Origin of the sequence: Parvularcula bermudensis HTCC2503, assembly GCF_000152825.2 — a bacterium.
Lineage (GTDB): Bacteria > Pseudomonadota > Alphaproteobacteria > Caulobacterales > Parvularculaceae > Parvularcula > Parvularcula bermudensis.
The window spans coordinates 2639074-2664783 of the sequence record NC_014414.1 but is presented as its reverse complement, the minus strand read 5'-3'; the positions used below and the strand labels follow the sequence as shown (position 1 = coordinate 2664783).

The window sequence follows — 25710 nt, the reverse complement described above, 5'->3', positions numbered from 1 at the left end:
CTTTAGAGGCGATCGGTCAGGGTGCTGATTAAGCGATCGACGGTGAGACCTTCTGCGCGGGCGGCAAAGGTGAGGGCAATTCGGTGGCGGAGCGCGGCGGGGGCGAGGGCGATGAGATCTTCGAGCCCCGGCGCTGGGCGACGGTCGATCAGCGCCCTTGCCCTGACCGCGAGGCTGAGGGCTTGGGAGGCCCTGGGGCCGGGGCCCCAAAGGAGGTGATCCGCCTGCTCCCCCCCGGGACGCAGCGCATTGACAAGGGAGAGAATTTCGCTGACCAGATTTTCCCCCAACGGCATGGCGCGCACGAGCCTTTGCACTTCTTTGAGGGTGTCGGGCGATGTCACCGAACTTGGGGAGAGATCCTCATTACGGGTCGTGGCGGCAATCATCCGCTTCTCTGCCTCGGCATCGGGATAGCCGATCAAGGTCTGGAGGAGGAACCGGTCGAGTTGGGCTTCGGGGAGCGGATAGGTCCCTTCCTGCTCAATGGGGTTTTGCGTCGCGAGGACCAGGAAGGGGGAGGGCAAGGCACGCGGCGCGCCCGCTACGGTGACCTGCCGCTCCTGCATCGCTTCGAGGAGCGCACTCTGGGTGCGTGGGCTGGCGCGATTGATTTCATCGGCCATGAGAAGTTGGGTGAACACCGGCCCTTCGATAAAACGGAAGGCGCGTCGCCCAGTGCCGTCCTCCTCCAGGATCTCCGTCCCGAGAATGTCGGCGGGCATCAGGTCGGGGGTGAATTGTACCCGGGCATGGTCGAGCCCGAGGATTGTGCCCATGGCACTGACCAGCCGTGTTTTGGCCAGTCCCGGTGCCCCGACCAGCAAGCTGTGCCCCCCTGCGAGAACTGTGGTGAGGACCTCCCTCACAACGTCTTCCTGACCGAAAACCACCTCGTTCAGTGCCGCTTCGACCTCCGCTGCGACCATCGATAGCCGCTCGAACGAAGAAAGGAGGTCGTCGGTGTCTGGGGGGGGCGCCGAAGGGGCCTTGTCTGCCATCAGGTCTCCTTTTGCCGCCGCCTTTTTGCCGCCGGCCGTCAGATCAATCCAGTCTCGTCCCCATGGGTAGTCAGGGTCGCCCTTCGGAGCAAATGGACTTTCGGCAAGTGCGGCGACAGAACTCTCAAGCGCGCGCGGACTCGACGGTTTACGGGGAAGGCGGCTGTGGTAAGCAATCGTATCTGTGTGGAGGGGTATCATGGCCGAAGAGCGAAGCCGTCTGACCGTGTGGTCATTTCTCAAGGGCCTGTTCAAGGTCGTTATCGGCCTGTCGCTACTTGCCCAATCCCTCCTGTTTTTGATGGTCCTTGTGGTGGTCATCGGTATCGCCTCCTCGGTCTCCCGTGATCTGGCGGGGGAGGCGGAGGAGGGGGGCCCCTCAATCAAGGTCCCCTCGGAAAGCGCGCTCGTGATCAATCCGGCCGGCGTCTTGGTGGAAACGACACCACCGGCCGATCCGCTGTCCGATGCTTTTGCGGCGGCGCTGTCCATGCCCGTCGAAGGGCCGGTCTCCCTTCACGACCTTGTCGCGGTGCTGCGCAGCGCCGCTGAGGACGACCGGATCAACGTCGTCGTTCTCGATCTCCAAGGGTTGTTCATTCCCTCCGGCTCGGCCTCCAAGGCGCACTACCTGGCGGACGAAGTCGAAAAGGTGCGGGCGGCGGGGAAACAGGTCATCGCCATCGGTGATTATTACACCCAGGAGCAATATCTGGTGGCCGCCGCTGCCGACGAAATTTTGCTGCACGATTTCGGGATGGTCGCGATCGAGGGCTATGGGGCCTACAACACCTATCTGGCCGAGGCGCTCGAAAAGCTGAAGGTCACCGCGCATGTCTTCCGGGTCGGCACCTTCAAGGCGGCGGTCGAACCGTTTCTTCGCAACGACATGTCGGCCGAGGCCAAAGAAGCGAATATCGCCTATCTCTCCGATCTCTGGAGCGCCTATGCGGACAAGGTCGACGCCCGGCGCGACGTGACCGTCTCCGGCGGCGTCAAGGAATATGCGGCTCAATTCCCCGCCCTGATGCGCGCGGCGGGGAATAATGCGGCCAAGGCCGCCCTGGAGGCGGGCCTGGTCGATCAACTGATGGACCGTCCCTCCCAGATCGCGCATATCGCGTCGATTGTGGGGCGGGACGAGAAGAGCGAGCTCAAGGGCTTTCGGGGCGTCGGCTATCGCACCTACCGGCTGTCCATGCCGGTCTCAGACCCCCATGATAAGGACGATAAGATTGCTGTGGTGACGGTCGCCGGGGCGATTGTCGATGGCGATGAACGGTCGGGCGCGGCCGGCGGAGACGCGGTTGCCCTTGAGTTGAAGCGCGCCCGTACGCGCAAAGACGTCAAGGCGGTGGTGCTGCGGGTCGACAGTCCCGGCGGGTCGGTCTTTGCCTCCGAGGTCATTCGCGACGAGGTTTTGGCGGTGAAGGCGGCGGGCAAACCGGTCATCGTCTCCATGGGGTCGCTGGCTGCCTCGGGGGGCTATTGGATCAGCGCGAATGCCGATGAAATCTGGTCCTCCCCGGTGACGATCACCGGCTCGATCGGGGTCTTTAGTTTCTTCCCGACCTTCGAGGAGAGCTTTGCCGAAATCGGGATTTCCACCGACGGCGTTGGGACGACGCCTCTGACCGGCATTTATGCCACCGGCGTTGGGCCCCTGCCGGAAGCTTATGGAGAGATCATCCAAGCGTCGGTCGAGGAGATCTATGGCCGCTTTCTCGGCTTGGTGGCCGAGGGGCGGGAAATGACCCCCGATGGGGTCGACAGCATTGCCCAAGGGCGGGTGTGGAGCGGTCTCGACGCCCAGCGTTTGGGGCTGGTCGATCGACTTGGCACCCTCGATGACGCCCTGGCGTCGGCGGCCGAAAAGGCCGGCCTTGAAGACTACGCCGTGATCGGTCTCACCCGTGAGCGGACCCCTTTTGAGCGTTTCCTCGAAGGACTTGCCGGTCGCGATGATGGGATTACCGGAGAGGCGGATACCCTTTTCGCTGGCACCGGGGCGTCGGCGCTCGATGCGGGGCGTGTCGCCCGGCGGGTGGTGGCGGAAATCCGTTCCCTCGCCGGTTATAACGATCCCCAAGGGACCTATGTCCGCTGCCTGACCTGCCTGCCGACCGAGTAGGAGGGGGAGTAGGAGGGCGGCCCGACGGCGTGGCGAGGAAGGGCCGGGGCGATCATCGTCCATCTTGACCCGGCGGTGGGATCGCACACCTATGGGCGTATGTCCGATTTGCCCACCATCGCCGCCGCCCTTGCCGACCTTCCCGAAGAGGGGCCGTTGCCGGTGACGCAATGGCATCCGGCCCGTCACGGACGGATGGCGTTGACGATCCGGCACGATGGTACCTGGATCCATGAGGGGGGCATCATTGCGCGGCCTCGCCTTGTCAGGCTGCTTTCCCGCATTCTGCGCCACGATCCGGACGGATATGTGCTGGTCAGTCCGGCGGAAAAATTGGCGATCACGGTCGAGGACGTCCCGTTCATTATTACGGATATGGATCTTTCAGGCACGGCCTGCCGGATGCGGACGAATGTCGGCGACGTCGTCACCCTCGGCCCCGATCATCCGATAGAGTTGCGGCCCGACGCCCCCCCCGGCGGGGGAGCAGCGGTGCCAAAAGAGACGCCCATGATCCCCTATGTACGGATACGCGATGATCTGTGGGCACGCCTTGGGCGAAATGTATATTATCGTCTGATGGAGGAGGCCGTCGAGGGGGAAGACGGGCGGTATGTTCTGAGGCTGCCGGGACTGGACCGTCCCCTCGATCTTGGCGAGGCGAGGTGATGGCGCTTGATTCTGCGGGGGTCCCCTCCATTGCCGACCGGTTGAGACGTCTTTGCGAGGCGGAGGCGGCCCGCGCCGAACGTCACCTGTTCCGTGAACTGAACCCCGATCGCCTTCATTCTCCTCAATTGTCCTCGCCGCCCAAGAGATTTCGGCCGGCCTCCGTCCTGATCCCGATTATCGAGCGGGAGGGGCGGCATACCGTTCTGCTGACGGTCCGCTCTCCGACCATGCCCTCCCATGCCGGGGAAATCAGCTTCCCCGGCGGGGGACAGCGGCAGGAGGAGAGCGTCATCGAGACGGCCCTGCGGGAGGCGGAGGAAGAGGTCGGCCTCACCCCCGATGCGGTCGATGTCGTGGGGACATTCGCCATCCACTATGGGGGGCTTGGCTACGCCGTCACCCCTGTTGTGGGTCTTGTGACCGCCCCGCCGCCGATCATTCCCTGTCCACGCGAAGTCGATGAAGCGTTCGAGGTGCCGCTCGACCATTTCATCGACCCCTCCAGTCATCAGGTCACCGAACGTCAGTTCAAGGACGTGGTTTATCGGATGTATGCCGCGCCTTATGAGGGAGCCGGGCCCCGCAGGAATGTCTGGGGGCTGACCGCCGGGATCTTGCATACCTTCATGCGGGCCTGGCACGACCGGCCCATCGGGTCATGACGGCGGACCCCTTCGCTTGGGCCCGCTCGGGGGACGCAGCAAAGCTCCTCGCCATCCTCAACGAGGAAGGGGAGGCCCGTTTCGTCGGCGGGTGTATCCGGGACAGCCTGCTGGGTCAGCCGCCGGGCGCTGCGGGGCATACCGATATCGATATCGCCACGACCCTGCTGCCCGAAGAGACGCTAAAGCTGTTGGGCCGCCACGGGATAAGGGTCATCCCGACAGGTCTTGAACATGGTACGGTCACTGCCGTTCTGTCTGCCGTTCCTTTTGAAATAACGACCCTGCGATGCGACGTGGCCACCGATGGCCGGCATGCGACCGTCTCCTTTACGGAGGATTGGGAAAAAGACGCCGCGCGGCGAGATTTCACAATCAACGCCTTGTCCCTCGATAAGGAGGGGCGCCTTTACGACTATCATGATGGTCGGGCGGATCTGATGGCGCGGCGGGTACGGTTCATCGGTCGACCGGCACAACGGATCAAGGAAGATTATCTCCGCATACTCCGTTTTATGCGATTTTCGGCTCGTTTCGGCGGCACTCTCGACGTCGCCGGATGGCAGGCGTCCGAGGCGTTGGCCGGTGGCCTGCTTCATCTCTCTAAAGAACGGATCTGGAGCGAGGTGTCGCGACTCTTTTGCGCGGCGGGGGCCCCGACAGTTTTGAGCGAGGCGGCGAAGGGGCCGATACTCGACGCGATCATCCAGGTTGCCCCCGACCCCGTGAGCTTCGCGCGGATCCACGCCGCGCGGGAGGGGGCGCCGTCAGCGGGGCTGTGCCTGGCCGCGCTGTGGCCGACGGCGACGCGATCCATGCTGCAATCGGCTTTCAAACCGCCCACTAGCGTGCTCGCGCACGCCCTGACCCTGCCGGAGATTGCCAAGGTCTGGGAAGCCGGCGCCACCCCAAGGGAGGTGCTCTTCAGTTATGGCCGCCCTGCCGCCGAGGAGGGGCTCGCCCTTTGTCGTCTGTCCGCGGCGGCGAAGGCGGAAATCGTCCGTGCTCTGACGACGGCGCCGGTTCCGGTATTGCCCGTTCGCGGGGCGGATTTCATCGCGGCGGGTTTGACCGCCGGTCCGATGGTGGGGAACGCGCTTAAGGACTTCACCGAGCGGTGGGCCCAGGCCAATTTTCCCGAAGACCCCGCCATTGTGCGGTCGCTCTTCGATGAAGTGATGGCGGCGATCTAATCGCGAAGCAGGGATCTCTCGGCACCGCCCCTGGGTAAAGTTCCCCCTGCTATGATTGCGTCTCCTGCATTGTTCGGCCACAAAAAGGGCCATAAGACAAATAATCAGGATGGCGCTCGGCGCCACGGTTGAGGGAGATTTGATATGCATGGTCTGATGATGGAAACGCCGCTACTTGTGACGGAAATCCTCCGCCATGCCGTCCGATCAAGTCCCAATCAAGAAGTCGTGACGCGCCTCGTTGAGGGCGGGATGCACCGATACACCTTCAAGGAGGCGGGGGAGCGCATTGCCCAGCTTGCCCATGCATTGGTCGCGCTTGGGGTTGGCGAGGGCGATCGGGTCGGCGTGATGGGCTGGAATACCCATCGCCAGCTCGAACTCTATTATGCCACCGCCGGAATCGGGGCGGTTTGCCATACGATCAATCCGCGCCTGGGGCCGGAAAATGCGGGCTATGTGATGAACCACGCGCGGGACAAGGTCGTGTTCTACGACGAGACCTTCCTGCCGCTGGTCAAGGGGCTCGCGCCCCATCTGGCGACGGTGGAAAGTTATATCGCTCTGTCGGCCACCGGGGCCTTGCCGGAGATTGGTGACAAGCCTGTCCATAATTATGAGAGTCTGATCGAAAAACATCCGACGACCTATGATTGGCCGGAATTCGATGAACGAACCGCCTGCGGGCTTTGTTATACCTCCGGCACGACCGGTCGGCCCAAGGGTGTGCTCTATACCCATCGCTCGACAGTGTTGCATGCCCTCGTTCTCGCACAGCCCAATGTCGGCGCGTTCGATCGGGGCGACGCGCTCTTACCCGTGGTGCCGATGTTCCACGTCAATGCCTGGGGTGTCCCCTACGCAGCCTTGATGATGGGGGTAAAGCTGGTCATGCCGGGGCCGGGGCTCGATGGGGAGAGCCTTTATGAAATCTTCGAAAGCGAGCAGGTCGCCTACGCCCTTGGTGTCCCGACGGTTTGGCTCAATCTTCTGAACTATGTCGATCAGAACAATCTGTCGTTCAGCTCGCTGAAGCATACGATGGTCGGTGGTGCTGCGCTCAGTGAACGGATTATCAAGGGCTTTGAGCGTCACGGCGTTAGGGTGCGCCAGGGATGGGGGATGACCGAAATGTCGCCCATCGGGACCACGAATGTCGAGGAAGACGATTGGTCCGAACTGCCCGAAGAGGAGCGGGTGCAAATTCAGCTCCGCCAGGGCAAGGCCGTGCCGTTCATGCAGATGCGGATTGTCGACGATGAGGGCAATTGCCTGCCGCATGACGGGGAAAGCGACGGCCATTTGCAGGTCAAGAGCCCGTGGGTCCTGTCGGCCTATTACGAATATGACGGCCAGACGCTCACCGACGATGGATGGTTCGATACCGGCGATGTGGTGGTTATCCATCCCGATGGCCGTATGCAGATCACCGACCGGGCCAAGGATGTGATCAAGTCAGGCGGCGAATGGTTGTCGACGATCGATATCGAGAATGCCGCCCTCTCTCACCCCGCGGTGGCCAATGCGGCGGTGATCGGCATGCCGCACCCGAAATGGCAGGAGCGTCCTTTGTTGATCGTGGAGATGGCCAAGGGGGCGAATGCCGAGCCGGCGGAGATTCTGGAATTTACGCGCCAGCAATTGCCGAAAATTTCCTGGCCCGACGATGTCCAGACGGTGGAAACTATTCCTCTCGGCGCGACAGGGAAGGTTCTCAAGACCGAGCTGCGGAAGCAGTTTGCTGACTTTACGCTTCCAACGGTCTGACGGCGCTGGTCTATGACCGCTTCGCCCTTGCTCTCTTCTCCAGTGTCAGGGGAGGCGTCAGCGGCTCCCCTTGGCGCGAGCAATGGGCGCGGATCGGCCACGCCGACCTTTGCGTGTTGGTTAGGCGATACGGGCCCCATTGGGGACGGGCTGATCGGGGGCGAGGAGCACAATCCCGGCTGTGCTATCGGCGGCCCCCAGGACCAACACCTCTGAGATAAAGGGCCCGATCTGGCGGGGCGGGAAGTTCACCACCGCCACCACCTGCCGGCCGACGAGATCTTTGGGCTGATAATGCGCGGTGATCTGCGCTGAACTTTTCTTCTCGCCAACGCCGTCACCGAAATCGATCAGCAATTTGATCGCCGGCTTACGGGCCTCGGGAAACGGTTCGGCCTTGATGACTGTCCCAACCCGCATATCGACCGTCAGAAAAGAGCCGAAATCGATCTCGGCTTGCGGGGCGGCGGCGGGATCATGCACCAGATGCATGGCCGCACCTTTTGCGTTGTGACGGGCCCGAGGGGGCTGTTCCTGCCCCCCTCATTCTGTGCCGTCCGTAGCAGGCGCTTCGTCGGCGGTGTCCCCGGTGGTGTCCCGGCGCGCGCCCCCACCGAGCAATGCGCCGATCCCCTGGCGGATCAATTCCTCCCGCGGCGACGGCGCTGGGGCGGGCGCGCTCGGCTCGGCGCTGTTGGTCTCGCTGTTGGTCTCCTCGTCGCCCCCCTCTTCCGCGGGGGCGGGGGGCGTTTGCGTATTGCCGGGCACCGCGCCGCCAAGCCGACGCATCAACTCGTTCCGTGCGGTGCCGGTCAGCGCTTCCTCTAAGGTCTCGCCCGGGGCAAGGTCGACACCGCGATCGGACAGGGCCGAGCCGACCCGGTTCCGCACAGCTTGCTCGGCGACGCTGCGGAGATTGATCCCGATCTTCGGATCACTGAACGTCCCCGTCACAAGGATCGGTGTTGGCAGGACCCGTTTGGTATCGGTTCCTTCTTTCGTCACCGCGGCAGCGAGGGCGAGCTCAAGGCTTTGTGTGGGCAAGATGATGTCGCCGTCCCCTGTGAATTCGAAATAGGGCCCTGCCAGTTGGGCAGTGGTCGGGGTCACGCGTCCCTGATCGGCCACCAGGGTGAGGGTGAAATTCGTAAAATCGGTTTGCTGCGCCGGGCCTCTGGCGGCGGCGAACAGTTCGGTGGAGCGGGTGGCAAGGGTCGCGGCATCGAGCGCCTTGAGCGACAGAGTCCCCGCCTGAACCTGGTCGTAGAGATCGAAGGCGACCTGCCCGATCTGGCCCAGATTGATCCCCTCGATCACACCATCGTCGAGGACCAGGCGGATTTCGCCGGTCAAGCTCTCCACCATCTCGCGCTGCGATTGCCCGCGGGCCCGCAGGTTGAAGAGCCGGATCGAGCCTCTGCCGCCAAGGCGCGTAATCCCTGCCAGTTCTTGCGCGGCGGCGCCGGCATCGACGTCTTCCATCGTGAAGTCGATCGCCACTTCCGGCACGGTGCGAGTGGCGTCGAGAGTAACGGTACCGCGGCCGCTGCCATCATAGACCGAGGTGTCCGAGACGATCGCCTGGGCCTTGCCGTCCACCGCCACGAGACGCAGGGCCGAGGCCCCCACGGTGAGGCTTGGAGTGATGATCTCGCCGGTACGGATATCGAGATCGGCGTCCATTGCGCGGAGGGCGGAGAAATCCATGGGCTCGTCGGACCATTCGGGGAAGTCCGCGTCTGCCCCTGTCTCCGCCCTTCGACGGGCCGCAAAGCCTTCGGGCTCGGGGGGCAGATAGGGGGTGAGGTCCAGGGTCCCAAGGGCGACGGTGCCTGTCGCTTTCGGCCTGTCGCCGTCGATCATGATCGCCAGCTTTCCGGTCCCGGTGATATCGTCAAAGGTCAACGCCGTCCCCTCACCGAACCGAACGCCGTCGAGGGAGCCGCTGACCGGCCCGTCGAGCCGCAGGCGCTTGAATCCATTGGCCGTCCCAAGGTCCACGCCGGCGAGGGCAAAAAGGCTCCGCAAAGCGGGAAAGTCGATATCAAGACGCCCGTCAAAGCTCAGCTCGTCCGATAGCGCCATCTCCGTCGAGGCGTGATTCTCACCGACGGTCATCGAAAGCCGCAGATCCGCCGCCCCTTCGCGAGCGTATCGGCCCGGCGTGGTGAAAGTGGCATCGAGACGCGAGGGCTCGCCCTGGACGACCATGGTCCCCTCAATGGTGAGCGGGTCCTCCAAGCTCTCAAGCGTCAAACGCAGATCGGCGTTTTCGGCGAGCCAGGTTTGCCCATCGGGCGTGCGGTAGCTGATATGCCCCTTATTGATCGTCACGGTTCCAAGACGCAGATCCGGCAGGGCGTCGGGGGCTTCACCTGGGGGGGCGGCCTCGGTCTCCGTATCGGCGGCAGGGCGCCCAAACGCCCAATTTCCGCCGTCTTCGCTCGCTTCGAGATTGATCGTCGGACGGTCGAGGTCGAATTTCGTGATCTCCACGCGCCGGGACAGCAGCGGCAACAATTTGACCCCAATCTGTGCCCGATCGACTTCGGCGAAGACCGCCGCCTCATAACCGTCAGCATTGGCGACGGTCAGTCCTGTGACGGTGATTTCTGCGGGAAGCAGCGAGATCCTCGGCGCGCCTTCAATGGTCACCTGGCGACCTAATTGTTCAGAAGCGGCCGCTTCGATCCTTTCTTCGTAGACCGAAGCGGGAATGAAAAACGGCGCGATCAATAAGACGGCCACCAAGACCACGATCAGAAGGGCCAGGCCCAGAAACAGCTTCTTCATTTGGTCCCCACAGATTGGGCCATGCTGGCCGCGGCGCTCAATTCCTCAGCGATGGCTAGAGCATCTTCCGGAGAGAAATCCAGGGGCAGGTCCACGCTGGTCGACTGGATATAGATTCGGACCATGCCCTGATCGGTCGGGCCGATCATCAGATCCGTTTCCTCATCGGACGGCGTATTCAATCCCATGGCACCCTCCCGCAATTCTCTTGTTGCTCAGGCCGCCTTTACCGGAGGATCTCCGTCCCTGAAAAGCCTTAGCGAACGAACGAAAAGATCGAAAAATCGTAAGGCAGGCCCCGCTTTCCCTGGCGGTGAGGAGCAGGCATACTCCGTTTAAGAAGGGGGTGATCGGTCAACGGTCGGCATGAGCGGTTGAAGCGCTCCCCCAATCCGGGCGATAACGAGCCATTAGGCGGAAACGGCATCCAGAATGAACGCGAAATACGATCTTGGCGGGGTCAAACGCCGCGCGAGCGATCCGGCAGATGAACCCAAGGCCAAGAAAGGAGGGATTTGGATGCTCCTTCTGAGGATCATTGGCGGGCTGGCGGCGATCGGCACGGTGGCCGCCATCGCCGTCGTGATCGGTATTTTCGTCTGGTTGCAGAGCCTGCATGTCGGACTGCCGAGCGAACAGACCCTCGCGGATTACGAGCCCCCCGTGACCACCCGCGTCCATGCGGGCACCGGTGAATTGCTCGCCGAATTCGCCCGGGAGCGACGGTTATTCGTCCCCGATGCGGCGATCCCCGCCGTGGTGAAGCAGGCCTTCATTTCGGCTGAGGACAAGAATTTCTACGATCATGGGGGACTCGATTATCGCGGGATCGCACGGGCCGCGCTCCGCTTCATTCCGGATAAACTCCAGGGGAATTCCCTTGAGGGGGGCTCCACGATCACGCAGCAGGTGGCGAAGAATATGCTGCTGACCGCAGATCAACGGTTCGAGCGGAAGGCCAAGGAGGCGATTGTCGCCCAGCGCATGGAGAAAGCGTTCTCCAAAGAGCATATCCTTGAGCTCTATCTGAATGAAATTTATCTCGGAAATCGCTCCTATGGCGTCGCGGCGGCGGCCCTCAACTACTTTGGGAAACCGCTCTCTGCGCTTGAACCGCATGAAGCGGCCTATCTTGCGACCCTGGCCAAGGCGCCCGCCAATTATCGTCCCACCGTCTATGAAGACCGCGCGATCGCTCGGCGAAACTGGATTTTGGGCCGGATGCACGAAGATGGCTATCTGACGGACGAGGAGTTGGAGACCGCGCGGGCGCAGCCGCTCGGCGCCTCGCTCGCGCCGCCCCTCGGGGCGCGGGAAGATGCCGGTCAGTATTTTGCCGAGGAAGTTCGCCGCCGGGTCGCCGATCTTTATGGCAGTGAGGCGCTTTACGATGGGGGCCTGTCGATCCGCACCACCCTGGACCCCGAAATGCAGCGGATGGCCCGGCTCGCCTTCCGCATGCATCTGGTGGAATATGATCGTCGGCATGGATATCGCGGGCCGATTTCAACCTTGGCCCTGCCGAACGATCTCGCCGAACGCCTGCCAGTGGAGGGGGAGGCAAGCAGTGAGGCGCCCTTCATCTGGCAAGTGGCGCTCGAAGATGAACAGACCCGTCTTTACAAGGATAGAAAAGCGGCGGCGGACCTCGATCCGTGGGAATTGGCGGTGGTTCTCTCCGTCGCCGATCAGTCGGCCGAGATCGGGCTGCTGGACGGCCAGCGCGGTCGCCTTCCCCTCGACCAGCTGACCTGGGCACGGGAATTTGGATCGATCGACAGCCGTGGGCCGCAGATCACGCGCGCCGGTCAGGTGCTGAGCGCCGGCGACGTTGTCTATGTCGAGGCGCTGTCCGAGGCGCGGGAGGATTTCGCGCTCTATCAGATCCCTGCGGTGAATGGGGGACTGGTGGCGATGGACCCCCATACCGGCCGGGTGCTTGCCATGGTGGGCGGGTTTTCCTTCGATCTTTCGGAATTCAACCGCGCAACCCAGGCCTGGCGGCAACCCGGCTCGACCTTCAAACCGTTCGTCTATGCCACGGCGCTTGAAAATGGCTACACGCCATCCTCGATCGTGCTCGACGCCCCGTTCGTGGCGCCGTCGCTTGGGAATAGCTGGTGGAAGCCGGGCAATTACGTTGCCGGCCGGTTCTACGGCGAATCGACCCTAAGGCTCGGGATCGAAAAGTCGCGGAACACGATGACGGCCCGCCTTGCCCAGGATATCGGCATTGGGCGGATCATCGACACCGCCGAAACCTTCGGCGTCTCCGAGCGGTTGCCTCGGGAATTGGCGATCAGCCTTGGGGCCGGGGAAACGACGCTGATGCGGATCACCACCGCCTATGCGCAATTTGTGAATGGCGGTCGACGCATCGAACCGATCCTCATCGACCGGGTGCAAAATCGCTACGGGGAAACAATTTACGCCTGGGACCAGCGCTCCTGCTTTGACTGTGATGCCGAGGCCTGGACCGGCCAGGGCGAACCGGTTCTGGCGGACGATCGGGAATATGTTATTGATCCGCGTACCGCCTTTCAAATGGTCTCCATCCTCGAAGGAGTGATCGACCGGGGGACAGGGGCCCGCATCAAAAGTCAAATTGACGGCGATTATCCCTTGGCGGGAAAGACCGGGACCACAGACGATTATCATGATGCGTGGTTCGTCGGCTTTTCCCCCGACCTCGCCGTTGGCGTCTATGTCGGTTACGACACGCCCCAGAGCTTGGGGCAGGGGGAAGGCGGCTCGAATGTGGCGGCGCCCATTTTCGGGGAATTCATGGCCCGCGTCCTGCCAAAGCGCGATGTGGTTCCCTTTCGGGCGCCGTCCGGTATTCGGCTGGTCCGCGTCAACGCCAAGACGGGAAAGCCTGCGCAGTCCGGCGACCCCAATGTCATCCTCGAAGCCTTCAAGGCCGAGGATAATGTCTATGGGGCCAATCGCTTCGCGACGGATAGCGATCCCTCGCTCCAGGGGCGAGCTGATGAGAGCATCTCGGACGATCTGGGCGGGATCTACTGATCCCCGGCGGCGGCTTGCATTTTCGGCCGAAAAAGATAGTTTCCGGGGCCGAAGTGAGGAGAGCGCAATGCGCGCAGAAATGACCCATGACGCTGAGCAGGTGCGGCAATCGCTGGCCCTGCTGAGGAGGCGTCTTTGACTGGGACGTTGCCAACAAACGTCTCAGTGAACTGAACGAAAAAGCCGAAGATCCCAGCCTCTGGGACGATCCCTCCACAGCCCAAAAATTGATGCAGGAACGCACCCATCTGGAAAACCAGATTGCGGCCCTGACCGCTATGCAGACCGAGCTCGACGACAATCTGGAATTGGCCGAAATGGCCGAGGCCGAAGGCGACGACGCGGCGGTGGATGACATCCAGGCGGCCCTCGCCGATCTCAAAGATCGGGCCGGGCGTGCCGAGCTTGAGGCCCTGCTGTCGGGCGAGGCGGATGCCAATAATGCCTTTGTCGAGATCCATGCGGGGGCAGGGGGGACGGAGTCGAACGACTGGGCCAACATGCTCTATCGGATGTATGTCCGCTGGGCGCAGCAGCATGGCCACAAGGTCGATATCATCGAAGAGCAGGGCGGCGAGGAAGCGGGCATCAAATCCGCCACCATCTTGGTGAAGGGGATCAACGCCTATGGCTGGCTGAAGGTCGAATCGGGGGTGCATCGCCTTGTGCGGATCAGCCCCTACGACTCCAACGCACGCCGCCATACCTCGTTTTCCTCCGTATGGGTCTATCCGGAGATCGACGACAATATCGAGATCGAAGTGGCTGAGAGCGATTGCCGCGTTGATACGTTCAGGGCATCGGGCGCCGGTGGTCAGCACGTCAACACCACCGACTCGGCGGTGCGCATCACCCACGAGCCGACGGGCATCGTGGTGCAGTGCCAGTCGGAACGATCGCAGCACAAGAACCGCGCCACGGCCTGGAACATGCTACGTGCCCGTCTTTACGAGATGGAATTGCAGCGCCGTGAGGAAGAGGCAAATGCCCAGGCGGCCTCCAAGACCGACATCGGCTGGGGACACCAGATCCGATCCTATGTGTTGCAGCCCTATCAAATGGTGAAAGATCTGCGCACCGGCGTCGAAAGCCCCTCGCCGGATGCGGTCCTCGATGGGGATCTCGATGCCTTTATGGGGGCCGCCCTCGCTCAGCGGGTCGGGGGCGAGGACGCATAGGCGGGGAGGCCAGACAGGGGGTCTACGACCCCCTGACGAGGGCCTTTGACGGCGGCAGAAGAAAAAGGCGGGCCAACGCCCGCCTTCCTCTCCTGCGTATTTTCAACCGAGGGAAAACCGGTTCGCGTCAATAACATGCGACACACAAAGACCTAGAGACGTTTCACGGCGCCGAGTGTCCTGAAACGGCTCAAGGTCAGTTGCCCATCATATCGACCGATATGACAGGAGCCCTGTGCTCTCAGCGTTCGTCATCATCGTCGCCCGCACCGGGAACGACGCCGCCTAAATCGTCATCGTCGTCGTCATCATCGTCGAGCAGCGAATCGTCGTCGTCATCGATGGAAACGTCGATATCGTCGATGTCGGAGGTGTCATCCTCGTCTTCATCTTCGTCCTCATCTTCTTCGGCGAGCCCTGATTTGCGCTTGCTCTTGGTCGGTTGCCCGTCCTCATCCGCCTCATCGAGGCTGGTCTCGACTTCGCTCTCGTCGACCTCGTCCTCATCCTCGTCCTCAGCCTCAGGGGCGGGCTTTGCGGTTTCTTCTTCCGCCCGCGCCTTCCGCGGTTTCAGCAGGAGTTCGGGGGTAAATTCATTTCCGCATTTCGGACATTGCGCCGGATCTTTGTTCAGGTCGTAGAACCGTGCCCCGCATTCGGGACAATCGCGCTTGGTACCGAGGTCTTCATTTGCCAATGGAAGCACTCCGATAAAAGAATTGACGACGGCCCTCACATGGACCTCTCGATCGAAGGCGCGGTGTTGCCAGAGCCTTATGGCACTGTCAAAACGGAACCGTCGGCGATTTCAATAAAAGGGGGGTCCGCGTGGTTTCGACGTATAGGTCGCGGCGGGTCGGCCCCCTTAATGGGGCAATCTCCCCCCCCGGTGACAAATCGGTCTCCCATCGCGCGCTCATCCTTGGCGGCCTGGCCGAGGGTACGACGACCATCACGGGGTTGCTGGAGGCCGACGATGTGTTGCGGACCGCCAGTTGCGTCAGGGGGTTTGGCGCGGCGGTTGAGCGCCAGGGAGAGGGATCGTGGACTGTTACGGGCGCCTCATGGTCCTCGCCCGCCCAGGCGCTTTACTGCGGCAATTCCGGCACGGGCGCCCGCCTTCTGATGGGGGCGGCGGCGGGACAGGGGGTGAGCGTCACCTTCGACGGCGACCAGAGCCTGCGCGGTCGTCCGATGGAGCGGATCCTGGCCCCGCTGCGCGAGATGGGGATTGAGAGCGACGCGCGGGAGGGCAAGTTGCCCGTCCGGCTCGTCGGCGGACGGCCCCGCGGCATCGAATACCGACTCCCCAAGCCCTCGGCCCAGATCAAGAGTGCCGTGCTGCTCGCCGGGCTCGGGGCCGAAGGCGAGACGGTCATTGAGGAACCGGTGCCGTGCCGGGATCACACTGAGCGGATGTTACCTCAATTCGGCGGTAGACTGACGATCGAGCCCCTTGGGGGGGGAGGGCGGCGCCTGCGGCTGCCCGGCGCCCAGCGATTGACGGCGGGGGGGATCGTCCCCGTCCCCGGCGACCCTTCCTCGGCGGCCTTTCCCCTGGCGGCGGCGGCCATTGTCGATGGATCGGTGGTGACGCTCCGGGGTGTGATGACCAATCCTCATCGGACCGGCTTTTTCGAGGCGTTGAGCGCCATGGGCGCCGACCTCTCAACCGTGCCAGTGGGGGGGGAAGAGGGGGAGGCGATCGCCGATCTGACCCTCCGATATGCGCCGCTCACGGCCATCCACATAACCGCCGACAAAGCGCCGGGGCTCATCGATGAATATCCGATCCTTTGTGTCGTCGCGGCATTCGCGGCGGGGACGTCCCGCTTTGACGGTCTCGGTGAATTACGGGTGAAGGAGAGTGATCGCCTGGCCGCCACCGCCGCCCTGCTTCGCGCGAATGGGGTCGATGTTCGGACGGGAGAGGACTGGATCGAGATCGATGGGGGGAGGCCTGGTGGTGGCGGGGCTGTGGCGACCCATCACGATCATCGAATCGCCATGTCCGCCTTGGTCATGGGGATGGCGACGGCGGCACCGGTGACCATCGACGATGCCGACATGATCGCCACATCCTTTCCAGGCTTCATCGACTTGATGAACGGGCTTGGGGCGGCGATCGAACCCATGGCAACGGAAGGGGGCTGAGAAGAGATGGCAGCTGGCGGGGGCACTGAATTTCTGGTCGATGCGGCGCTCTATCTTGGCGCGACGGCGGTCGCCGTGCCGCTGTTCCGTAAGCTGAAGCTCGGAACGATCCTCGGCTATCTCGGTGCCGGCGTGCTGTTGGGGCCGTCGGCGCTCAACCTTCTCTACAATGGCGATGGGGTCTTCGCGATTGCCGAACTCGGGGTTGTCTTATTTCTCTTCGTGATCGGGCTCGAGCTGAGTTTGAGCCGCCTATGGTCGCTTCGGCACACAATCTTTGGCCTTGGGCTGATGCAACTTCTCGTGACCGGCACCGCGATCGGGTGGGTCATCGATTACATCGACGTCCTGAGCACAGGCCCTGCCTATATTGTGGGGTTTGGCCTCGCCTGTTCCTCTACGGCCTTTGCTCTCAGCCTGCTTGAGGAACGACACGAACTGAACACGCCCCATGGGACCAAGGCGTTCTCGGTATTGCTCCTGCAGGATGTGGCCGTGATCCCTCTTTTCGCGGCGATCCCCTTCGTTGCGACGCAAGGGGACAATGCAGCCGATGGCCTTCCCATCGACTGGCAGGCCATCGGCCTTGCGGCGGGCGCCATTGCCGCCATCGTGTTCCTGTCGCATTTCGTTCTCGACAGGGTGCTGCGATTGGTGGCGATCTCCGGCTCGCGGGAGGCTTTCACCGCCGCCGCCCTGCTGATCGTTGCCGTCACCGCCCTGATTGTCGATGCGGCCGGGCTGTCCATGGCGCTGGGCGCGTTTCTCGCCGGTGTCCTCCTCGCCGAAAGCACCTTCCGCCACCAAATCGAGAGCGACATCGAACCCTTTCGGGAATTGCTGCTCGGTCTGTTTTTCATCGGCGTGGGGATGCAGCTCGATCTCGCCGTCCTGCGCAATGCCTGGGTCGTCGTCCTGTTCGGGGCCGCAGCGCTGATCGTCTTCAAGGCGGCGGTGATCTTTGTCCTTGCGCGGATCCTGAAATCCGCCACCCCCACCGCCCTCAAGACCGCGGCGGTCCTGTCGCAGGGGGGGGAGTTTGGTTTTGTCGTCTTCAGCCTCTCCGTCGGGGAGGGGTTGCTGACCTCAGCGGACGCCACCATGTTTTCCGCTATCGTCACCCTGTCCATGATGGCGACGCCGCTCATCATGATGGCGGTCTCCAAGCTCGAGCATAATCCATCGGGGGCGGCCATCCCGGTGACCGATATGGAGGATCACGGGTCGGTCCTGATCGTTGGCTTTGGCCGTATGGGCCAACTCGTCAATCAGGTGCTCCGCAGCTCGAACGTCAAAACGATTTGCATTGATAACAGCCCGCGCCGGATCGAGGTTGCCTCCCGCTTCGGCAATAAGGTCTATTTCGGCAACGGGACCGATGTCCATTTGTTGTTTCAGGCCGGCGCCCTCGATGTCGATGCTATAGTCTTTACCCTGAATGCCAAGGAGAAGCTGAAACCCGTGGTTCAGGCGGTCAGGGAACGGTGCCCCAAGGTACGGATCCTGGCCCGGGTCTATGACCGCCTTCATGAGATCGAGATGATGGATGTAAAGGCCGATTTCGTGGTCCGAGAGATGTATGAAAGCAGCATGGCCCTCGCCGGTGAAACCCTCGCCGGGTTGGGATTTTCGGAACAATTGATCGCCGACATCATGGCCGAATATCGCGAACGAGACCGCGATCGCCTGTTGGCGCAAAAGGCCGAAGGGATCTATGCGAAAAAGGATGTCCTCTCGAAACCCTTCGAGGCCGTCGAACAAGAATTGTCGTAAGAGATGAGCTGGGGCCACTGGGCGGGCGGCGCTTGGGGCGCTCGATGGCACTAGCCCCTTGGGGGGCAAGCTGGTCGAAGACGGTGTGACAAGAACGAAGTGGTGTCGGCGGTATTATGCAGACGGTAATCTATTGGGGGAGCTTTCTCCTCCTTCCGATTTTCCTTCTTGCCGTCTGGCTGAGTGTGCGGGGGGGCGGCCCTGCAACACGGCTAGCAACCTTCATCCTCGCCGCTGTGCTTGGGCTTGGGGTCTGGGCCCGGTTCATCGAACCTTATCGGCTATTGGTCTTCGAAACGCCGGTGGAGCTCTGTGGCTCCGGCCTGCCGGGCACGATCGATATGGCGGTGGTGGCTGATTTTCACCGAGGGTCGTTTGCCAATACGCCCTCCATGCAGCGGATCGTTCGTACGGTGAATAGCCTCGATCCAGATCTGGTTCTCATGCCGGGTGATTTCACGAATAATCTGCATTCCGCTCGTTTGAAGGATGCGTTTGCTCCTTTTGCCGCCATTGAGGCGCCTGTCTACGCGGTTCTTGGGAACCACGATGTCGGCTATCCGGGGCCGGACTATGGCGACGACTTGATCAAGGCATTGGAAGCCGCCGACATTACCTTGCTCAATCCAGGGGAAGCGATTTTCAAGGGGGAGGGCAAATATTTGCGCCTTCTTGGCTATCGGGATTATCAGCAGGCGACGATGGAGGGCTTGGACATGGTGCCGCCGCGCAGTGCGGCGCCGATGCCGACCATCGTGATCGAGCATAATCCCGAGGCGATTACCGACCCAAGAACTGGCCGATTCGATCTGATGGTGGCGGGCCATACCCATGGCGGTCAGGTGTTTTTGCCCGGCGTGACCTGCCGCCTGACCTTCGCCTGTGATATTTTGCGGTATGGGCTGGCGTCGACCCCCTCGGGCCAGCTCTTTGTGACGTCAGGGGTCGGGATGACAGGCCTACCGTTACGGTTCAACGTGCCGCCACGGGTCGACCTCCTCCGCCTTCAGATCGATCGCTGCGAAAAGAATGATACGGGATGGATGCTGCTGCCGCCCCATGGCAGGAGGATCCCGGCCGAAGACATCGGGGCCACGGAGATATCATCATGACCGCATTCGCGCCGACCGCTGGTCGGGCTCGGCCATTTGGCCGCTTCGAATGGTCTGTGGCGCGCCGATATCTTGGGGCGACCCGCCGCGGGGCCGGAGTCTCGCTGATCACCCTCATTGCTTTTTCCGGTATTATGTTATCGGTGGCGACATTGATTGTGGTCATGAGTGTTTTTCAGGGATTTCGCGTCAATTTGTTGTCCCAATTGTTGAGCGTCAATGGGCATGTTTTTGTTCAGAACACAGAGTCTGTGGATCGGGCCCAACAGATCTCGCGGATCGAAGACCTGACCTTCGTCAAGCGGGCAACGCCTGTTTTGCGGATTGAGACCTATCTCGTCGGTCCGCGGGGGCAAAGCGCGGCGCAGACCATCGGCATTACCGCGGAGGATTTGCGCGCGATTGAGGATATCGCGGACGGGGTGAGGGCGGGAAGCCTTGATACCTTTGGGGCTGGTGAAACCGGCCAGCGCGAGGTTGCGATCGGCGTGGGGCTTTCGCGGCTCCTCGGCGCCTCGGTGGGGGATGTGATCAGCGCGATTACGGCCGGTGGAGCGGAAACCCCCTTTGGCAGAACACCGACCACGCAAATTCAGTATCGTGTCGGGGCGATCTTCAGCGTCGGGAATTCTTTCTTCGACCAGTATTATATGTATCTCCCCCTTGAGCAGGCTCAACGGTTTGCGCGACGACCGGGGGAGGTGACGGAGATTGAACTCAGGATTTCCGATCCCCTGACCCCTGATCTTGTTCTACCGGCCATCCAGGCGGCGGCGGGGGAGGCGGCCTATCTCTCCGACTGGCGCGATCGTAATGCGGATCTTTTCAATGCCGTCCAGGCGGAGAGGGGCTTGATGAGGATCTTGATGCTGATGATTGTTGCCGTCGCCACCTTGCTGATCGTTTCCGGCCTTGTCATGTTGGTGAAGGACAAGCGCGGCGATATCGCGGTGATGCGGACGATGGGCGCGACCGAGGGCATGGTGATGCGCATGTTCCTCCTGACCGGCGCCATCATCGGCGTTCTGGGCGCTCTGGCGGGCGTCGGCCTTGGAGCCCTGATTATCAGTAACCTGTCCTTGATCGAACGGGCATTGTCGGCGGTGTTCGGCTTCCGACTGTTCAACCCGAATGTTTATTACCTCGAAGAGATCCCGGCGATATTCGAATGGCGAGAAGTGCTGATCGTGGTGAGCTTTGCCCTCGGCATGTCTTTTGTTTTCTCCGCCTATCCCGCTTGGCGGGCCTCGCGGGTCGATCCGGTTGAGGCCTTGCGCTATGAATGAGGTCCGGTCGAGTGCGCCCAATGAAGCGCCGGTGTTGCGGCTTGAGGGGATCAAGCGGGCCTATGGCGACCTCATTATTCTTGAAGAGGCGACTCTCTCTATCGCTGCGGGGGAGATCGTCGGCCTATTGGGACCGTCAGGCTCCGGAAAATCCTCTTTGCTCCATATCGCGGGATTATTGGAGGCGCCGACCGCGGGCACCGTCCTGATCGAGGGGGGCGAGGTGTCGCGCCTGTCGAGCAGAGAGCGCACGGCCGTCCGGCGGGAAAAGATCGGCTTCGTCTATCAGTTTCACCATCTTCTTCCGGAATTTACGGCCCGTCAGAATGTGGCCTTTCCCCTACGGATCGCCGGGGTTTCCCCCAAGGCGGCGGAGGCGCGGGCCACTGATTTGTTGAGCCAGATGGGGCTCGATCATCGACTGGACCATCAGCCCGCGCAGCTTTCCGGCGGGGAGAAGCAGCGCGCGGCGATCGCCAGGGCCTTAGCAAACCAACCCCGTCTCCTTCTGGCCGATGAGCCAACAGGCAACCTTGATGTCGATACGTCAGGCCGGGTTTTTGCGGCGTTGTTGACCCTTGTCCGCCAAGAGGGGTTGGCCGCGATGATCGCCACCCATGATCGATCCCTTGCGGCCCAGATGGACCGTGTCATTCATATCGACGACCATCGCCTCGTCGAGACGACCGTACCGGATGGCGCGGCTCTCATTTGAGGGGGGGCGAGCCGACCATCCGCGGTGTCGACAGGTTAGATGATCGGGCCGTTGAAGATCGCCACTTCTTCGTCGTTCATTTCGGCGCTGATATCAGCGAAGAGCGGGGTCGACAGATAGCGTTCTGCGGTATCGGGAAGCATGCAGAGAATGGCACTTCCTATTTCGGCTTGCTGAGCGAGGTCGTGAGCAACGGCAAAGGTCGATCCACCGGAAATTCCCGTCAAAATGCCTTCCTCGGCGGCCAGCCGCTTGGCCCAGTGAATGCCGTCCTCTCCTTTGACCGGGATCAACGCGTCATAGAGCTTCTTGTCGATACTCTCCTGAAGGACGAGGGGGATGAAATCCGGGCTCCAGCCCTGGATCGGGTGGGGGGACCAGGCGGGATGGGTGGCCGCCGCGCTGCCGTCCGTCGCCCGCTCCTGCGGGGTGCCGCTCGCCAGCATTTGCGCCGTATCGGGTTCGGACAAGATGATTTTGGTGTCGGGACGATGCTGGCGCAGGACCCGCGCGACCCCCGTGACAGTGCCGCCCGTGCCGAACCCCGTTACGAAGGCATCGAGGCGATGGCCGTCAAAATCAGCGAGAATTTCCGGTCCGGTGGTCTTTTCATGGATATCGGCATTGGCCTCGGTCTCGAACTGCCGGGCGAGGAACCAGCCATTGGCTTCGGCCAGTTCCTTTGCCTTACGGACCATCCCAACCCCTTTTTCTTCTTTCGGTGTCAAGATCACCTTTGCGCCAAGATACCGCATCAGCTTGCGTCGCTCGATCGAAAAGGTTTCGATCATGGTACAGACGAAGGGGTATCCCTTTGCCGCGCAAACCATCGCAAGACCGATGCCGGTATTGCCCGAAGTGGCTTCGATGACGGTCTGTCCGGGTTTCAGGGCACCGGTACGTTCCCCGTGCTCGATAATCGAGAGGGCGAGACGGTCTTTTACCGACGCCCCTGGATTGAAGAATTCCGCCTTCACGAACAGATCGACGCCCTCGGGACTGAGGCGATTGATCTTCACGACCGGCGTTGCGCCGATTGTTTCGAGGATCGACTGGAAGCGGCGCCCTAGGGCGGCTCGTGGCTCTGTCATTTGTCTTCCCTTTCGTGGTTCGGGATGGAAGCACGGGGCGCCAACGGACGATAGGGGCGACGTCATTGCGCCAAGATCGCGCCTGCTGCTTATTCGGCGGCTTGTCCTGCTTGCCGCTTGGGGTCGCCGTGGCAATGTTTGAACTTCTTGCCTGATCCACAGGGGCAGGGGGCGTTGCGGCTCACTTTATCCCAGGTGGACGGATCATCGGCGTTGACTTCCCGACCGACCCGCTCTGACCGCCGTGTCCGGTGAGTGATCGCCTGACCGTAGGTCCGTTGGGGGGCATCGGGATTGCCGTGACCGGCATCGTTTTCCCCGGTCGTGGCATCGATATGGCGCTCTTGCAGGCTGGCGGGGTCGAGGCGCCCTTCTGCTTGAAGTTTTTCCAAAAGGCGTTTGGCCTCTTCGATGTCGAAGCGCTGATCCTCTTCCGACGGCCGCCTGATCTGCACATGATACAGATTGCGCGTCACGTCCCGCCGAAGGTCTTCGAGAAGACCGGAGAAGAGCGCAAAGGCCTCGGTCTTGAATTCGTGGAGGGGATCGCGCTGCCCCATTCCCCGCAACCCGACGACGGACCGCAGGTGGTCGAGCATCTGCAAATGCTCCCGCCAATTTGTATCGATGGTCCGAAGCAGGATTTCTTTCTCGACCTGCCGAACGAAGTCTTCGCCGAATTCCTGTTCCTTGGCGGCCCAGCGCTGTTGAGCCGCCTCGGTAATCCGTTCGCGGATTTCCGCATCGGCGACGCCTTCTTCGGCGGCCCAATCCGCCACCGGCAGTTCAAGCCCAAAGACGGCCTTAAGTTCTTCACTCAGCCCTTCGGTGTCCCATTGCTCGGCATAGGATTTGGGCGGAATATAGGTGGTAACGACATCGTCGATAAAGGTGGCCCGCATATCGCCGACAATGTCGGACACATCGGTCGCGCTCATGAACTCGATACGCTGCTCGAAAATCGCGCGGCGCTGATCGTTCATCACGTCATCATATTTGAGGACGTTCTTGCGCATGTCGAAATTGCGCTGCTCGATCTTCTTTTGCGCGTTTTCGACGGCCTTGGTGAACCAGGGATGCTCGATCGACTCATCTTCCTTGATCCCAAACCGATTGAGCATCTTCTCCATACCGGAGCCGAAAATCCGCATCAGATCATCATCGAGGGAAAGAAAGAATTTCGTCGCGCCAGGGTCCCCTTGACGCCCGGACCGCCCGCGCAGCTGGTTGTCGATACGGCGGCTTTCATGGCGTTCCGTCGCGAGGACGTAGAGCCCGCCGGCTTCAAGGGCGCGTTCTTTCTGTGAGCGGATTTTCTCTTCGATCTCTGTGCGTTTACGGGCGATGGTTTCGGCGTCATCCTCCTCGGAAAGCGAGGTCATGATCTCCATGTCCACCGACCCGCCAAGCTGAATATCGGTCCCGCGGCCGGCCATGTTCGTGGCAATGGTCACCGCGCCGGGAACCCCCGCCTGGGCGACGATCTCCGCCTCTTGCTCGTGAAAGCGGGCATTGAGAACATTGTGGGGCACAGGGATCGGTTTGCGAGCCAAGCCCTCTAGGTCGTCCGCCTGCTTTGTCATCTGGGCGATCAGTTCGTCGTGCTTGCCCTCTTTCAGCGCCGCTGCTCGCTCTCTCAGGACAGCCGCCGTTTCTTTCCAGAAACGCTTGTCGGAGAGGAGGGAGGAGAGAATTTCGGATTTCTCGATCGAAACCGTCCCGACAAGGACCGGTTGATCGCGCAAATGGCATTCTGCGATTTGCGCGGCGATGGCGCGATATTTTTCCTTCGCCGTCATATAGAGTTCGTCGTCCAGATCCTCCCGCGCGATCGGGCGATTGGTGGGGACCTCGTAAACCGACAGGCCGTAGATTTCCTGAAATTCGCCCTCTTCGGTCAGTGCGGTGCCGGTCATGCCGGAGAGCTTTTCGTAAAGGCGGAAATAGTTTTGGAAGGTGATCGAGGCGAGGGTCACGTTTTCGGGTTGGATACGGACGTTTTCTTTCGCCTCGACCGCCTGGTGCAACCCATCGGACCAGCGCCGTCCCTCCATCATCCGTCCGGTGAATTCATCGATGATGACCACCTGGTCGCGCTGTACGATATAATCCTTGTCGCGGACGAAGAGCTTATGCGCCCGCAGCGCGTTCTGCACATGGTGGACGATGCTGACATTCGCCGCTTCGTAAAGCTGATCCCCTTCGAGAAGGTCCCGCTCCCGCAGCAACTCCTCAATGGCTTCGTTGCCATCGTCGGTCATCTGAATGGTGCGGTTTTTCTCGTCGACCTCATAGTGATCCTCCGCCAATAGGGGGATCAGTTCATCGATCGCGTTATAGAGGTCGGATTTGTCTTCGGTGGGGCCGGAGATGATCAGCGGCGTGCGGGCCTCGTCGATCAGGATCGAATCGACCTCATCAACGATCGCGAAATGGTGGCCCCGCTGCACCATGTCTTCGATCCGCTGCTTCATATTATCCCTGAGGTAATCGAAGCCGAGCTGATTATTGGTGGCGTAGGTAATGTCCGCGGCATAGGCCTGCTGTCGTTGGGCATCGTCCATGCCATGAACGACGGCACCGACGGTCATGCCGAGGGCGTTATAGACCTTCGCCATCCATTCTGAGTCGCGTTTGGCGAGATAGTCGTTGACCGTCACGACATGGACACCCTTCCCGGTCAGGGCGTTGAGATAGGCGGGGAGGGTGGCCACGAGGGTCTTGCCCTCACCGGTCTTCATCTCGGCGATGTTCCCGCCTTGGATGACCATGCCCCCCGCCAGCTGAACGGGATAGGGACGCAGGCCCAAGGCGCGGTCCGCCGCCTCTCGCACCAGCGCAAAGGCTTCGGGGAGCAGGCTGTCGAGGGTCTCACCGTCGCGGTGGCGGGCTTTGAACTTTTCCGTCGTCTCGATGATTTCTGCGTCGGAGAGTGCCGCCATCTGGTCGGCCAAGGCGTCGATCTCGTTGGCCCGCTTCATCAGCGGTTTCATCCGGCGCTCATTAGCGGAGCCGAATAGGCGGCGGACGAATGATTTCTGAGCCATGAAATGCGATCTCGCTTCGGTTGACGGCGCTATATCGAGGCGGTGCGGCGAGGGGGCGCGGCAATCGGCGTCAGCTCGGCATCGCAGTGCCGGACAGATAAGAAAGCC

General features: G+C 61.8%; 19 protein-coding genes. 12 read left to right on the top strand and 7 right to left on the bottom strand.

All coding sequences use genetic code 11. The features are described 5' to 3' along the window. Positions 1-2: 2 nt before the first annotated feature. On the bottom strand, positions 3-1001 hold the full coding sequence (locus PB2503_RS12480) for an AAA family ATPase (RefSeq protein WP_083811121.1): 999 nt from the start codon (positions 999-1001) through the stop codon (positions 3-5). Between the two features lie 199 nt (positions 1002-1200). Between PB2503_RS12480 and sppA the strand changes: the two genes are divergently transcribed. The 5 genes from sppA (at position 1201) to PB2503_RS12455 (ending at position 7426) form a co-directional block, all read left to right on the top strand. Further along, positions 1201-3132, top strand: coding sequence for a signal peptide peptidase SppA (gene sppA / locus PB2503_RS12475; protein WP_013301615.1), 1932 nt, complete (start codon positions 1201-1203; stop codon positions 3130-3132). A 99-nt stretch (positions 3133-3231) separates the two neighbouring features. Further along, the gene (locus PB2503_RS12470; RefSeq protein WP_049782013.1) at positions 3232-3801 is read left to right on the top strand and encodes a DUF1285 domain-containing protein; all 570 of its coding nucleotides are present in this window, start codon (positions 3232-3234) and stop codon (positions 3799-3801) included. Next, positions 3801-4466, top strand: a complete 666-nt coding sequence (locus PB2503_RS12465) for an NUDIX hydrolase (protein ID WP_013301613.1) — start codon at positions 3801-3803, stop codon at positions 4464-4466. The genes PB2503_RS12470 and PB2503_RS12465 overlap by 1 nt, the downstream gene beginning before the upstream one ends. Next, a complete protein-coding gene (locus PB2503_RS12460) occupies positions 4463-5659 on the top strand; it encodes a CCA tRNA nucleotidyltransferase (protein ID WP_013301612.1) in 1197 nt (398 codons plus the stop codon). The genes PB2503_RS12465 and PB2503_RS12460 overlap by 4 nt, the downstream gene beginning before the upstream one ends. Before the next feature lie 144 nt (positions 5660-5803). Continuing rightward, positions 5804-7426, top strand: a complete 1623-nt coding sequence (locus tag PB2503_RS12455) for a long-chain fatty acid--CoA ligase (protein ID WP_013301611.1) — start codon at positions 5804-5806, stop codon at positions 7424-7426. A gap of 120 nt (positions 7427-7546) precedes the next feature. Here the strand turns inward: PB2503_RS12455 and PB2503_RS12450 are convergent, their stop codons facing one another. From PB2503_RS12450 to PB2503_RS12440, 3 genes are read right to left on the bottom strand one after another with little or no spacing between them, the layout of a single operon-like run. Continuing rightward, a complete protein-coding gene (locus PB2503_RS12450; protein ID WP_013301610.1) occupies positions 7547-7918 on the bottom strand; it encodes a tRNA-binding protein in 372 nt (123 codons plus the stop codon). Between the two features lie 51 nt (positions 7919-7969). Further along, the gene (locus PB2503_RS12445) at positions 7970-10219 is read right to left on the bottom strand and encodes an AsmA family protein (protein ID WP_013301609.1); all 2250 of its coding nucleotides are present in this window, start codon (positions 10217-10219) and stop codon (positions 7970-7972) included. Next, positions 10216-10407, bottom strand: a complete 192-nt coding sequence (locus PB2503_RS12440; protein WP_013301608.1) for a DUF6324 family protein — start codon at positions 10405-10407, stop codon at positions 10216-10218. Before PB2503_RS12440 ends, PB2503_RS12445 begins: the two co-directional genes overlap by 4 nt. Before the next feature lie 331 nt (positions 10408-10738). Here PB2503_RS12440 and PB2503_RS12435 point away from each other — a divergent pair, with 331 nt between their 5' ends. Beyond that, positions 10739-13246 carry a penicillin-binding protein 1A gene (locus PB2503_RS12435; protein WP_158305854.1) on the top strand — a complete coding sequence of 836 codons (2508 nt, stop codon included), beginning with the start codon at positions 10739-10741 and terminating at the stop codon, positions 13244-13246. A gap of 67 nt (positions 13247-13313) precedes the next feature. Then, positions 13314-14424, top strand: a protein-coding gene (gene prfB / locus PB2503_RS12430; RefSeq protein ID WP_148235287.1) for a peptide chain release factor 2 whose coding sequence is annotated in 2 segments (ribosomal slippage) — positions 13314-13382 and positions 13384-14424 — 1110 coding nt in all. Because the reading frame shifts where the segments join, the coding sequence is not laid out codon by codon here. Positions 14425-14665: 241 nt separating this feature from the next. On the opposite strand, the gene PB2503_RS12425 is transcribed toward prfB, so the two are convergent. Next, complete coding sequence (locus tag PB2503_RS12425; protein ID WP_041535696.1) at positions 14666-15121, bottom strand: TIGR02300 family protein; 456 nt, start codon at positions 15119-15121, stop codon at positions 14666-14668. 131 nt (positions 15122-15252) lie between these two features. On the opposite strand from PB2503_RS12425, the gene aroA reads away from it, so the two are divergent. From aroA to PB2503_RS12400, 5 genes are all read left to right on the top strand, one after another. Continuing rightward, the gene (gene aroA, locus PB2503_RS12420; protein ID WP_013301603.1) at positions 15253-16578 is read left to right on the top strand and encodes a 3-phosphoshikimate 1-carboxyvinyltransferase; all 1326 of its coding nucleotides are present in this window, start codon (positions 15253-15255) and stop codon (positions 16576-16578) included. A gap of 6 nt (positions 16579-16584) precedes the next feature. Continuing rightward, positions 16585-18351, top strand: coding sequence for a monovalent cation:proton antiporter-2 (CPA2) family protein (locus tag PB2503_RS12415; protein WP_013301602.1), 1767 nt, complete (start codon positions 16585-16587; stop codon positions 18349-18351). A 116-nt stretch (positions 18352-18467) separates the two neighbouring features. After that, positions 18468-19463 (top strand): metallophosphoesterase, encoded by a 996-nt coding sequence (locus PB2503_RS12410; protein WP_013301601.1) that lies wholly within the window; start codon positions 18468-18470, stop codon positions 19461-19463. Further along, positions 19460-20749 (top strand): lipoprotein-releasing ABC transporter permease subunit, encoded by a 1290-nt coding sequence (locus PB2503_RS12405; RefSeq protein WP_013301600.1) that lies wholly within the window; start codon positions 19460-19462, stop codon positions 20747-20749. The genes PB2503_RS12410 and PB2503_RS12405 overlap by 4 nt, the downstream gene beginning before the upstream one ends. Beyond that, the gene (locus PB2503_RS12400; RefSeq protein ID WP_013301599.1) at positions 20742-21464 is read left to right on the top strand and encodes an ABC transporter ATP-binding protein; all 723 of its coding nucleotides are present in this window, start codon (positions 20742-20744) and stop codon (positions 21462-21464) included. The genes PB2503_RS12405 and PB2503_RS12400 overlap by 8 nt, the downstream gene beginning before the upstream one ends. Positions 21465-21499: 35 nt before the next feature. On the opposite strand, the gene cysK is transcribed toward PB2503_RS12400, so the two are convergent. Next, positions 21500-22555, bottom strand: coding sequence for a cysteine synthase A (cysK, locus tag PB2503_RS12395; RefSeq protein WP_013301598.1), 1056 nt, complete (start codon positions 22553-22555; stop codon positions 21500-21502). 89 nt (positions 22556-22644) lie between these two features. Beyond that, positions 22645-25602, bottom strand: coding sequence for a preprotein translocase subunit SecA (secA, locus tag PB2503_RS12390; RefSeq protein WP_049782012.1), 2958 nt, complete (start codon positions 25600-25602; stop codon positions 22645-22647). Positions 25603-25710 lie beyond the last annotated feature (108 nt).

What these genes read in the sequence shown, in the direction of transcription:
- PB2503_RS12480 (WP_083811121.1), bottom strand. Translation starts at nt 1,001, where the DNA reads ATGGCAGACAAGGCCCCTTCGGCGCCCCCCCCAGACACCGACGACCTC.
- sppA (WP_013301615.1), top strand. Translation starts at nt 1,201, where the DNA reads ATGGCCGAAGAGCGAAGCCGTCTGACCGTGTGGTCATTTCTCAAGGGC.
- PB2503_RS12470 (WP_049782013.1), top strand. Translation starts at nt 3,232, where the DNA reads ATGTCCGATTTGCCCACCATCGCCGCCGCCCTTGCCGACCTTCCCGAA.
- PB2503_RS12465 (WP_013301613.1), top strand. Translation starts at nt 3,801, where the DNA reads ATGGCGCTTGATTCTGCGGGGGTCCCCTCCATTGCCGACCGGTTGAGA.
- PB2503_RS12460 (WP_013301612.1), top strand. Translation starts at nt 4,463, where the DNA reads ATGACGGCGGACCCCTTCGCTTGGGCCCGCTCGGGGGACGCAGCAAAG.
- PB2503_RS12455 (WP_013301611.1), top strand. Translation starts at nt 5,804, where the DNA reads ATGCATGGTCTGATGATGGAAACGCCGCTACTTGTGACGGAAATCCTC.
- PB2503_RS12450 (WP_013301610.1), bottom strand. Translation starts at nt 7,918, where the DNA reads ATGCATCTGGTGCATGATCCCGCCGCCGCCCCGCAAGCCGAGATCGAT.
- PB2503_RS12445 (WP_013301609.1), bottom strand. Translation starts at nt 10,219, where the DNA reads ATGAAGAAGCTGTTTCTGGGCCTGGCCCTTCTGATCGTGGTCTTGGTG.
- PB2503_RS12440 (WP_013301608.1), bottom strand. Translation starts at nt 10,407, where the DNA reads ATGGGATTGAATACGCCGTCCGATGAGGAAACGGATCTGATGATCGGC.
- PB2503_RS12435 (WP_158305854.1), top strand. Translation starts at nt 10,739, where the DNA reads ATGCTCCTTCTGAGGATCATTGGCGGGCTGGCGGCGATCGGCACGGTG.
- PB2503_RS12415 (WP_013301602.1), top strand. Translation starts at nt 16,585, where the DNA reads ATGGCAGCTGGCGGGGGCACTGAATTTCTGGTCGATGCGGCGCTCTAT.
- PB2503_RS12410 (WP_013301601.1), top strand. Translation starts at nt 18,468, where the DNA reads ATGCAGACGGTAATCTATTGGGGGAGCTTTCTCCTCCTTCCGATTTTC.
- PB2503_RS12405 (WP_013301600.1), top strand. Translation starts at nt 19,460, where the DNA reads ATGACCGCATTCGCGCCGACCGCTGGTCGGGCTCGGCCATTTGGCCGC.
- PB2503_RS12400 (WP_013301599.1), top strand. Translation starts at nt 20,742, where the DNA reads ATGAATGAGGTCCGGTCGAGTGCGCCCAATGAAGCGCCGGTGTTGCGG.
- cysK (WP_013301598.1), bottom strand. Translation starts at nt 22,555, where the DNA reads ATGACAGAGCCACGAGCCGCCCTAGGGCGCCGCTTCCAGTCGATCCTC.
- secA (WP_049782012.1), bottom strand. Translation starts at nt 25,602, where the DNA reads ATGGCTCAGAAATCATTCGTCCGCCGCCTATTCGGCTCCGCTAATGAG.